The sequence below is a fragment of the Candidatus Kaelpia aquatica genome, from assembly GCA_030765335.1.
Taxonomy (GTDB): domain Bacteria; phylum Omnitrophota; class Gorgyraeia; order Kaelpiales; family Kaelpiaceae; genus Kaelpia; species Kaelpia aquatica.
The window spans coordinates 31998-43812 of the sequence record JAVCCU010000026.1; the positions used below are offsets into that span (position 1 = coordinate 31998).

The window sequence follows — 11815 nt, forward strand, 5'->3', positions numbered from 1 at the left end:
ATTTAATAGTTTTTTGTTGCAATGTTTAATGAACTAGGTCTTTATATAAGACTCTATCCTAAAATTTTAAATCTTGGATTCATAAGAGAGGCGATATGGTATCTCTTAAAAGGTGTTAGCAAGCATCCAATATCAATAAATTTTCTAATAACTTCTAGGTGTAATTTTAGGTGTAAAATCTGTAGTTATTACGGTAATTCAGAGGCTAATTCCCCTGAGCTGAGCTTTCAGGGGATTACAGATTTTCTAGATCAGGTTCAGACTTTTAAGCCCATAATCTTTTTAGGCGGCGGAGAACCTTTTGTAAGAGACGATATATATTCTATATTGAAGGAGATAGAGAAGAGAGGGCTTAAGGTAATAGTGTCGACAAATGGTTACTTGTTAGACTTAGATAAAATATCTTCTTTAAATTTAGATTCACTCATCTTCTCTCTTTATGGGTCTGAGTCGATTCATGATAGCATTACTGGAGTTCCGGGTTCTTATTCTGTGGTTGTTAAAAAAATAAAAAAAATAGCGGCTGATAATATGGTTAAAAATTTAATTGTATCTACAGTTCTATTACCTTTAAATTTTAAGTCTCTCCTTGAATTTAGTGATTCTGTTTTTGCTCTGGGGGTTGATTCAATTAAAATCGAAAACCTTAATTATCTAACAGAAGAAGAGTTTAAGCGTTCTGCTAAAAAGAAAGGCGGCCTTGTTTTAAGACCTCACACTCTTGTTTTAGAGAAGCACTGCTTCAGTAAATTTGACTTGGAGTATGTTTGGAATAACATCAATATTCTAAGAAGAAAATATAAAGGCAGATTGTTTTTGAAGCCAGCTTTAAACAAGAGAGATTTTTTAAAATGGTATTGCGATGGCAAGGCTTTTAAGGGCTGCCATTTTATAAGGCATTCTACCTTTGTCTCACCTTCTGGAGATATTATACCTTGTCAATTTTTAAGGGAAACTAAGCTTGGAAAAATAGACAGCAATGCTGTAGAATATATATGGAACTCAAAGAGATATAATGATTTTAGAGAGTTTATGCAAAAAGCCGGCTTAGAAGTTTGTAAACGTTGTTGCAAGTAAAAGGTTTTAAATTATGGATTTTGAACAAAAATGGAATAGGGCTGTAAAAAATACCGAAATAGAGAAAAGTTGGGCAGGCTATTTAAATACCAGCTCAAGTACAGTGCTTTCCTATATAATGCTCTCTGAGTCTATGCTTGATAGTTCAGATACTGTTGTCAGAAAAGGTAGGGTTGAGGTAACACGGCCTTTAATATACTTGCCGGATAACAATCCTGTATTTAAAGGCTTTGAGTTATCAGAGCATAATTTATTTGATAACTCTGCTATAACTTTTCTTTTATTGAGAGGAGTAAGTTTTCCTTCTTTAAAGTATCAAAATAGTGTTTACTCTTTGGATATTGATAATCTCTCCTTAAATGAGGTGGTTAAAAAGCATAAGAGAGAGCTTCAAAGACTAGAGGATGTTAAGACCGGTCTCATAGTAGGGCCTGACGATTACTGGCACTACTCTCTTGCTATTTATGTTGCGGCGCTGGCTTCTAAGTCTGCTTCTAATGACATAGAGAGATACCTCGAAGATTTAAAAGGTAAATTTAGAGATAGATGATCTTATGTTAAGGAGTAAGAAAGCACGTATTTAACTGTATAAAAGGAGGTTAAGATGGAAGAGAGAGAAGTTTTTGCAAAAATTAATGGCTTGATAGAGAATATCGAAAAAGTTATATTAGGAAAACATGATGCTGTTAGACTGGCAGTAGCTGTATTTCTATCCGAAGGTCATCTATTGATGGAGGATGTTCCTGGAGTAGGTAAGACTGTGCTTGCTAAATCTATGGCTAAATCATTTTCAGCAAGTTTTAGAAGGATACAGTTTACGCCCGACCTTCTTCCTTCAGATGTTACGGGCAGCTATATATTTAATCAAAAAAATTCCGAATTTGAATTTAGGTCCGGTCCGGTATTTGCCAATATAGTTATAGCTGATGAGATTAATCGCGGTACGCCTAGGACACAGAGTGCTCTTTTAGAGCCTATGGAAGAGTTTCAAGTAACTGCCGATGGCAATACTTTTCAGCTTGATAAGCCATTTTTCTTGATAGCAACTCAGAACCCCGTTGAGAGGGAAGGCACCTATTTTCTTCCCATCTCACAGTTAGACAGGTTTTTAGTTAAGATGGGGATGGGGTATCCCGATAAAGCTCAAGAGACTCAAATTCTTTTAGACAGAGAGAAAGATGATCCTTTGGATAAAATCGAGCCTGTAATTACCAAAGAAGAAATTCTTGAGATTCAAAATTTTGTAAGAACCATCAAAGTGGATGCCAAGATATACGAATATGTTATCAATATAGCACAGATGACTCGCGAAACCGATAAGCTTATTCTAGGAGTGAGCCCTAGGGCATCTCTTGACTTATTTAGATTATCTCAAGCCCTGGCCCTAATGGAGGAGAGAACATATTGTATTCCTGACGATGTTAAGAAAGCTGCTCCGCTAGTCTTTGCTCATAGGGTTATACCATCTTCACCTGCAAAGGCTCAGATTGGAAATACTCAGGAGATAATTAAAAAACTAGTAGATGAAATCTCCGTCCCTATCTAATAACAAGGGTTACTGCGTTTTAACAGAGCTTGGCTTCTATGCTCTGATTGTAGCGGTATTTTTGACTTTTTTTGGTTTCATACTACAGTCTAATCTAATCTATCTCGTAGCCTCAGGACTTTGGGGGCTTATATTGACTGACTTTCTGCTCTCTTTTCTTTCTTTGAGGGGAATAAGGGTTATGAGATTTGCTCCAACCCATGCAGTCAGAGACGAAGATTTTAAAGTAAGAATAAAATTAGAGAATAGAGGATTCTCTAAGTATTTGATAAAGCTGACTGATAGTAGTTTCACTAAAAATATACCTGGAGTAGAGCTTCCTATTATACCTAGCTTAAAAAGCAGGGAGACTTTAGAGTTTGATTATATTATTAAAATAAAAGCAAGAGGTGTCCATAATCTTGAATCTGTTCAAGCAGAGAGCAGCTTTCCTCTTGGCCTTTGGAAGAGAGTTGTAAATTTTTCCTACAGGTCCAAAATCACCATATATCCTGAATTTTATGAGGTGCCTCAATTTGCGGTATCTTATAGGGGTATGAGGTCGGAGTTTGCAAATACATCTTCTAATAGGTCTGGTATGGGCGGCAACTTTTTACAGATACGAAAGTATCAATATGGGGATAGCTTAAAGAATGTTCACTGGAGAGCAACGGCTAGAACAGGAAAGCTTATGATTAGAGAGTTAGAGAAATTTACTCTTTCAAACCTCTCTATAGTACTAGATAGTTCCTCTAACATGGTATTGGGATTACTTGAGGAATCTAATTTTGAATATGCAATTAAAACAGTTGCAACTATAGCCAATAAAGCTTTAAGCACTCGCTACCATGTAAAGTTTATATACTATGATCAGATTAAAAAGAAAATTGAGTTTAAGAAGGCTTATGGCCGAATGACTCCCATATTAGATAGCCTTTCCAAGGTAGGTATGACGGATAGAGTAGATGTCAAAGACCTCGTAGATGCTGCTATACCTGAGATTGAAAGAGAGTCTGTTGCAGTATTTGTCTTATTATCTCTTAACTCTGATGTCACTCAAAAAATCATACAACTTGCAAATCAGGGTATTGATTCTGTGCTTGTAGTATTTGATCCCAGGTCTTTTGCTGCTGTTCTGGATAAGAATATTGGGGATTTTTATAATGTTTTCTCTCAGCTTATGAACGGAGAAGCGTCCTATCTAACTGGTGAGGGTATAAGGGTGTATATGGTAAAACACGGCGATAGCATACCTGATGCGTTAAGCAGGCCGCATATGTTTTTATCTTCTTAAAATGTTTTATATTATTTCATTTTTACTGGTAAGTATCGGTATAGCAGCTCTTCCGCTTATTGAAGGGGTAGGCTCTAGCCTGCTTCTTGCAGGTTCTATTTTTACTTTTGGCTTTGTATTGACGCAGCTGATTAAAATATTCCACTTTTCAAAAAATATTGCCAGAGCACTGTTGTTTATTGCTTCAATTGTTGGGGCTGGAGCATTTTTTACTTCAGGTAATTCTGGAGAGTGGGCAATCGTATGGTTGGTGTGGTATTTTATACTCTCTTTTCAGATTATAAGCATCTTTAGTTCTAAAGATGCAAAGAGCTGGTTCAGCTCCTATCTCCTGAGTTTTATTCAGCTTTCTCTGGGCGGTATTTTTACAGAAAAATTGTTTTTCTTGGTTATATTCTCTCTTTATTTAGCGTTGTCAGTATTTGGTTTTATTTTTCTGCTTCCTAAATTACAGATACGAGAAAAAATTTTAAAATTGATAAAACCCCGCCTAGATTTAGCAAGATGGGGCGCCTTAACAACTGTTAATGTCTTTTTTGTGACAGGGTTAGTTTTTCTCGTTCTACCAAGGACTCAAGATCCATTATTTGCAGTTAAAAAAGAGATGCATCTTGTTGAGAGGCTAAAAAAAGAAGTTGATTTTACAGAGGAAATGACAAAAGAGGAAGCTATGAGTTTGCCGGATGAGGTTGAGTTAGGAACTATATCCGAATTAAAAAACGAAAATAAGATTCTAATGTTGGTAGAGACAGAGAAGCCATTTCTTTTTAAGGCCCAGACTTTTAACTATTATAACGGTAGTAACTGGATCAAGTATGGCAGTAAGCCTGTGGCTATCAGAGTTAAAGACGAGAAGATTAATTTTAAACCACTTTATTTAAGAAAAGAACTTTTTGCAAAAATGACTCCCGATAAGTTTTACCATCAAAAATTTTATATTAGGAATTATTCTCAAAATCTTATTTTAGGGTCGTATCCTATCATAAGTTTGTCTGGTTCAGGTATAGAAGAGATTAAGATAGATCATTTTGAAAATATTTATTTGCAGAGAAAGCTTAAATTTGGAGATGAATATGAGGTAGTCTCTGTCGACAAGAGCTATCCTTCCAATTATTTAAGATCATTGTCGAGGCAATATCCTAAAGAGATTATGGATCTATATCTTCAGCTTCCACCCGATTTAGATAAAAGATTAATGGATTTAACTTCTGAGATTTTAAAATATACTCCTCCCAATATCTATGATGAGTTAATTACGATTAGAAAATATTTAAAAGAGCATTGCGTTTATAGTAGGTTGACAGGCAAGAGCCCAACGCTCTATGAGTTTCTTTTTGATAAGAAGCCTGGCGATTGTGAATATTTTGCAACAGCCCTGGCTTTGATGTTGCGTTACCGCAATATTCCTACGCGGCTTATTGTAGGATTTTCAGGTGGAGAATTTGATTCTCAGAAGAGGACTTCTATAGTTTATGCTAAGAATGCCCATGCCTGGATAGAGGTTTTCTTTCCGACTATAGGTTGGTTGCCTTGCGATGCAACTCCTAAAGCTCTTCCTCAAGAGCAGTGGGAGGAAGAACCTAAGGTACTGGTCTTAAAACCTCAGAAAAGTTCAGAGGATAAAGGTTCTACTGGTGAAAGTAGTATTGAGAGCGGGTCTGGAGAGATTGCCTATTCGAAACAGAGTTCAGAGAGTGAGAGGATTACCGAAGAGGGTGTTCCAGAAGAAGATCTCTTGCCAGAAGATTACTATTTTAAAGATAAGCTCTCTCAATATAGTCTTCCCAAGGAAGAGGCTGTCTTTTCTGGGGAGTTTTTTGAAGAAGCAGCTCCTGCTGAAGACAGCCTTGATTCAGGTTCTGAGCTGGAAGAAGAAGTTTCACCTGAAGAGCTGGCTGTTGAAGAGAGAGAGGCAGTTACTTTTGAAGAGGAGGCTGTCTCTAGCGAAAGTTTGCTGGATAAAAATTCTGTTTCTGAAGAGATCTTTGCAAAAGAAGAGACAGAGGATTGGTTTTATAAAGAGGATAGTGTTTCAGAAGAGGGGGCAGCTGGAGAGGGGGTAGCTGAAGAAGAGCCTCAATTAGAAAAAGATGTTTTTGAGGAGATTATATTTTCTGGAGAGGAAGAGGATCTTGCTGAAGAGTTAGAAGAGTCGATGGCTAAGGACATTGTTTCTACAGAAGAAGATCTGTTATCTTTTGCTCAAGGTGAAGACAAGGCCGAATTTACTGGATTAGAGTCTGAGATTGAAAAGGAAGAGAGTATTGTTGAGGAAGATAAGCTTGCCTTAGATGCCGAAGGTTTAGAAGAGGCTGTTCTGACTGAAGAACTCAAAGAAGAACAGGACGGTGAAGGATCTACCGAAGCGGATTCTCTAAAAGAGATTACGGATGAGATATCAAACGAGGGTTTTGCCGAAGAACAAGAAGAGAAAATGGATTCTCTCTCTGAAAGCGAAGAGGCCTCTGATAAGGAGTTCTTAGAAGAGGGGCTCTCTATTGAGGTAGATGATGTCGAAGAGCTTGAAGATAGATCAACATCTTTAGTTCAGAGTTTTGAGGAAGATAAAACAGGAGATGTCTTTGAAGTGAAGCCTGAGGAGGATAGTTCTGGTATAGAGGAAGAGTCTACTGGGAGTCCTTCTGTAGAGGAAGAGATATCTGAGCCTGAAGACATCTCTGAAGAGCTATTATCTTCTAGTGAAAGTGGGATATCAGAAGAGGATCTGCTTGCTGATGAAGGTTTGGTTGTTGAAGACAGCGCTCCATTAGAAGAAGAGATGCTTCCGAGTCAGGAGATTCAGGTTGAGAATTTGATTGCTGAGGAAGATGTTTTATCTGAGTCGTACTTGTTGCCCAAAGATACTTTAGCGGCTGAAGAAAAGGAAGAAATAAGTGGGAGTGCAGACTCAGAAGATAGAGAAGAAGAGATTATTTCTGATCTTGAAATTATTGATGAGGGATCTCTTTTTGAAGAGGGTGTGATTTCAGAAGAGATGCCAGCAGAAGATGTATTTTTAGAAGAAGATATTAGTTTAGAAGAGGTTAGAGATGTTCTTTTTGACGAAAAGCTGGCCTCAGAAGAACTGCCTGAAGAGTTAGAAGAAGAGGTTTTTGAGAAAGATGTTGTTTTTGAGCCCGATCTAAAGAGCTTGAAAGAGGAGCCCCTTGATGATGTTGTTGAGATAATTGAAGATAAATTAATGTCTGAGGGGATTGAAGGTAAGATAGAAGATTATTTAGTTGAAAATATTCTTTTTGATGATGATTTTGAAAAATTAATTGCTGATCAAAGCTTAACAGAGGTTGAAGATGTTATAGAGGATGATTTTGAGATCGAAGAACTTTCTGCTGAAGATATGATTCCTGATGATGATTTGACTTCAGGTGAGATGAGCTTATTATTTAAGATTTTGAAAGATAAGCTCAAAGAGTGGGTTTTTGGGTTCTCTTATTATACTCAGGCTCTAATAGTGGATTTTATTAAGGGAATATTTGGAGGAATTAAAGATTTTCTTTATGGTGTAGGTGCTAATATTTATAATCATCTTAAAAACAACAGAAATCCGTATGCTCTATCTTTTGTCACTATTATTGTAGTATATCTCCTGTGGACATTTTTAAAGGAATTAATCAGAAAGAAGAAGGAGAAGCAGCAGGTGCGCAGATTGTTTCCCCAGAAAAAGCTTACTAAAGAAGAGAAGAAGGTTAGGAATTTCTATTTTCAGGTATTAGATCTTTTAGCTAAAGCAGGCTATAAGAGGCTACCAAATTTAACGCCGCGTGAATTTTCTCATCAAATTATCAGTAAAGGTTTTAGTATTTCAAAAGATTTCTACCATCTCACAGATATGTTTTATAGAATAAGTTTTGGTCAAATTGAGCTTGAGGTACAGGAGTTAAGAAAAGTTGATCTTATCACAGCTTCAATTAGAGAATGGACCAAAGAGACAAGACGCTAGTATTTTTTTATATATGAGCAGAGCTCTTTTTGTTATAATTATCAATTGATATTATTTGCTGAATTTTGATATGAAAATTATAAAAGTAGGTCTCATAGGTTTTGGTACAATAGGAGAGGAAGTAGCGGAATACTTAGTGAAAAACCGTGCTTATTTGAAAGAAAAGAGTGGAGTTAGATTCGAGCTTTCAAGAATTGCAGAGAGAGAGACCAAGAAAGTTCCCTCAAAGTATAAAAAGATCCTAACTTCTAAAGCAGAAGATATAATAAAAGATAAGAGTATAGATGTTGTTATTGAGCTTATTGGGGGAATTAAAGATGCAAGAAAATATATACTGGGTGCTTTTAGAAGCAAGAAGCATGTCATAACTGCAAATAAGGCTCTTTTGGCTGAAGATGGAAAGAATCTTTTTATCAAAGCCAAAGAGAATGGAGTGGCTTTAAAATTTGAAGCTTCTGTCTGCGGCGGAATTCCTGTGATAGATAATATTGTTAACTCTTTAGCAGCCAACGATATTCAATACATTTTAGGTATAGTTAATGGCACCTCTAATTACATTCTTACTGTTATGGAAGAACAGAATGCTTCAATGAAAGAGGCCCTTGATATTGCTAAAGGTAGAGGATATGCAGAGAGCAATCCAAGTTTAGATTTAGAAGGAATAGACTCTTCTCATAAGCTTGCTGTCATAGCAAGGCTGGCGTTTGGTTTTAGTCCAGATTTTTCTAAAATCTATAAAGAAGGAATAACATTTATCTCAAATTTAGATATCAGATATGCTAAAGAGTTAGGTTATAGAATAAAACTTTTATTGATTGCAAGGAGATCTTCTGGAGGTCTTCTGGAAGCAAGAGTGCACCCTGTTTTGCTTCCCCTGGACCATATGCTCTCTTCAGTAAAAGGAGTTTTTAATGCACTCTTTATTGAAGGTGATTTGACTGGAGAGATGCTCTTTTATGGTAAAGGAGCGGGCAGCAAGCCTACAACTTCAGCTGTAATAGCGGATTTAATAAGCCTAGCTGCTATTGTAGGAGAGAAGGGTTTTTCAAGCTACAATTATATTGATGCAAGGATCAAAGGATTAAAGGATATTAATGATATAGATTTTAGATATTATATTAGATTTATGGCGCTTGATAAACCTGGTGTTCTAGCTAAAATTTCCGGAGTTTTATCTAGTTACGGTATAAGTATTGCAAATGTAACCCAAAAAGATAGAGCAAGAGCTTCCTCTGTGCCAATAGTTATGATGACCCATAAGGCAAATGAAAAGAATATGAGAAAAGCATTAACTAAGATAGAGAGATTAGATGTTATAGTTAAGAGGCCGATATCTATCAGGGTAGAGAGATGAAGTGGCAGGGAGTTATAAATCAGTATAGAGAATATTTGCCTATAGGGGATAAAACCCCCGTTGTCACTCTTCAAGAAGGTAATACACCTCTTCTCTATTCATGCTTTTTATCTGAGGAGCTGGGGAATAGTTCTCAGGTTTACTTGAAGTTCGAAGGAGCTAACCCTACAGGATCTTTTAAAGATAGAGGTATGACGCTTGCTGTTTCAAAAGCTCTAGAAGAAGGCAGTAAAGCTGTTATATGTGCCTCAACAGGTAATACCTCTGCTTCAGCAGCAGCTTATTCAGCAAAATGTGGATTAAAATGTGCGGTGCTCATCCCTAATGGTGCTATAGCTAAAGGCAAATTGACTCAGGCTCTGGCTCATGGTGCTCAAGTTTTGGCTGTAGATGGCAACTTTGATGATTGTCTAAAAATAGTAAAAGAGATAACAGATAATTTTCCTATCACACTTGTGAATTCGCTTAACCCCTATAGGATAGAAGGGCAGAAAACAGGTTCTTTTGAGATCTCTGATTTTTTAGGTGATAGTCCAGATTTTAATTTTATACCGGTTGGAAATGCTGGAAATATTACTGCTTATTGGAAGGGTTATAAGGAATATAAAAGTAAAGGTAAGATAACCAAGTTGCCTAAAATGATGGGTTTTCAGGCATCTGGATCTGCTCCTATTGTCTGTGGTCATCCGATAGAGAACCCTGAAACAATTGCAACGGCTATTAGAATAGGAAATCCTGCTTCCTGGGAAAAGGCCGAAGAGGCTCGAGATGAATCCGGCGGTTGCATAAGAGATGTAACAGATAGAGAGATATTGAATAGCTATAAGCTCTTAGCTTCCCGGGACGGCATATTTGTTGAACCTGCTTCTGCAGCTTCCGTTGCAGGGTTATTAAAACTTATTGAAGAAGGATATTTTAAAGATTGTAATAATATAAAGGTCGTAGCTATTCTTACAGGCCATGGATTGAAGGATCCTGATATTGCAATGAAAGAGTCTCAGGAACCAATTGAAGTTGAAGCGGATATAGGGAAGATTATAGATATTATAGGTATCTAGCGTTTGTTAAACCACAGTGTTGTTTTTTATAACAGGAGGTATGTTATGGTAAAGGTAGATAGTGAAGAGAAAAAAACTCAACAGGATTCAGGGAAATTAAAAGCATTAGGTCTGGCATTAGGTCAGATTGAAAAAGAGTTTGGTAAGGGTTCTATAATGAGGCTGGGTTCAGAGGTCAAACTGGACATCCCTTTTATATCTACAGGTTCAATAAGCTTGGATTTAGCTTTAGGCATAGGCGGTGTTCCAAGAGGTAGGGTTATTGAAATATATGGCCCAGAATCAAGCGGAAAGACTACTCTTGCACTTAGTATAGTAGCTAAGGCTCAGGAAGCAGGAGGTATTGCGGCTTTTATTGATGTGGAACATGCGCTTGATCCTGGCTACTCAAATAAGATAGGTGTTAATATGGATGATCTTTTGATATCGCAGCCTGACACCGGGGAACAGGCTTTAGAAATAACGGAATATCTTGTTCGCTCTAACGCTGTCGATATAATAATTATTGATTCTGTTGCTGCCTTAGTTCCAAAAGCTGAGATAGCGGGTGATATGGGCGATAGTTTTATAGGGCTACAAGCCCGTCTTATGTCTCAGGCTATGAGAAAACTCACTGCTGCAATAAGCAAATCTAAAACCTGTGTTATCTTTATTAATCAGATAAGAGAGAAGATAGGAGTTATGTTTGGTAACCCTGAGACTACACCTGGCGGTCGTGCTCTTAAGTTTTATTCATCTGTTAGAATAGATGTCAGAAGAGCGGGCGTTATAACATCAGATGATAAGCCAATTGGTAATACAGTTCGAGCAAAGATAGTTAAAAATAAAGTTGCTCCTCCTTTTAAAAAAGCCGAATTTGACATAATCTATGATGAAGGTATCTCCTATGAAGGCGGGCTAATAGATATGGGTGTTGATCTAGGGATTATAGTTAAATCCGGTAGCTGGATATCTTATGGCGATGAGAAGTTAGGCCAGGGCAAAGATAATTCCAGAGTCTATTTAAAAGAGAACAAGAAGTTGGCAAAAGAGATAGATGGTAAAATAAGAGCTAGTATCTCCGGAGACAGCAGTTGAATCTAGAGGGGTAGGGTGGATTCTTTTAGGTATGCTCAGATGCTTTTAAAATATCGGCCGCGTTCTGAAGAAGAGATTAAAGAGAGGCTCTCTCTGCGAGGTTATGATAGTGAGAGCATTAAAGAAGTTGTAGAAAAATTAAAACAATGCGATTTTATAAACGATTTAGAATTTGCAAAGTATTGGATGAGGTATCGCCTTTCATCTAACCTTAGAAGTAAGTTCTTTACAGTACTTGAACTTAAGAGAAAGGGGGTCTCGAAAGAGATTATTGAGAGCGTATTGAGGGATTTTGACATTGTAAACGAAAAAGATATTGTGTTTAGTCTTGCTGAAAAGAAGGTGAAAAGCATGAATAAGATTAAAGATAGTTTAACAAGAAGGCGTAGGCTATATGCTTATCTAGGAAGAAGAGGATTTGGGTCTTCAATTTCAAGAGAAGCAGTTAATAGTGTTTTAAGTGATTAGA

At 36.9% G+C, this 11815-nt stretch carries 9 protein-coding genes; all 9 read left to right on the forward strand.

Features of this window, described 5'->3' with window-relative positions:
- Positions 1 to 21: 21 nt before the first annotated feature.
- The 9 genes from P9X27_04725 (at position 22) to P9X27_04765 (ending at position 11814) form a co-directional block, all read left to right on the forward strand.
- Positions 22 to 1077, forward strand: a complete 1056-nt coding sequence (locus P9X27_04725; protein MDP8253688.1) for a radical SAM protein — start codon at positions 22 to 24, stop codon at positions 1075 to 1077.
- Positions 1078 to 1090: 13 nt separating this feature from the next.
- Positions 1091 to 1627 carry a hypothetical protein gene (locus P9X27_04730; protein ID MDP8253689.1) on the forward strand — a complete coding sequence of 179 codons (537 nt, stop codon included), beginning with the start codon at positions 1091 to 1093 and terminating at the stop codon, positions 1625 to 1627.
- Between the two features lie 54 nt (positions 1628 to 1681).
- Positions 1682 to 2623, forward strand: coding sequence for a MoxR family ATPase (locus P9X27_04735; GenBank protein ID MDP8253690.1), 942 nt, complete (start codon positions 1682 to 1684; stop codon positions 2621 to 2623).
- A complete protein-coding gene (locus P9X27_04740; GenBank protein ID MDP8253691.1) occupies positions 2601 to 3896 on the forward strand; it encodes a DUF58 domain-containing protein in 1296 nt (431 codons plus the stop codon). Before P9X27_04735 ends, P9X27_04740 begins: the two co-directional genes overlap by 23 nt.
- Position 3897: 1 nt before the next feature.
- Positions 3898 to 7857, forward strand: coding sequence for a transglutaminaseTgpA domain-containing protein (locus tag P9X27_04745; protein MDP8253692.1), 3960 nt, complete (start codon positions 3898 to 3900; stop codon positions 7855 to 7857).
- Positions 7858 to 7927: 70 nt separating this feature from the next.
- Positions 7928 to 9211, forward strand: coding sequence for a homoserine dehydrogenase (locus tag P9X27_04750; protein MDP8253693.1), 1284 nt, complete (start codon positions 7928 to 7930; stop codon positions 9209 to 9211).
- Entirely contained in the window at positions 9208 to 10269 is a 1062-nt protein-coding gene (gene thrC / locus P9X27_04755) for a threonine synthase (protein MDP8253694.1), read from the forward strand. Before P9X27_04750 ends, thrC begins: the two co-directional genes overlap by 4 nt.
- A gap of 45 nt (positions 10270 to 10314) precedes the next feature.
- Positions 10315 to 11346: a recombinase RecA gene (gene recA / locus P9X27_04760; GenBank protein ID MDP8253695.1), complete on the forward strand. Its 1032-nt coding sequence runs from the start codon at positions 10315 to 10317 to the stop codon at positions 11344 to 11346.
- A gap of 15 nt (positions 11347 to 11361) precedes the next feature.
- The gene (locus P9X27_04765; protein ID MDP8253696.1) at positions 11362 to 11814 is read left to right on the forward strand and encodes a regulatory protein RecX; all 453 of its coding nucleotides are present in this window, start codon (positions 11362 to 11364) and stop codon (positions 11812 to 11814) included.
- Position 11815 lies beyond the last annotated feature (1 nt).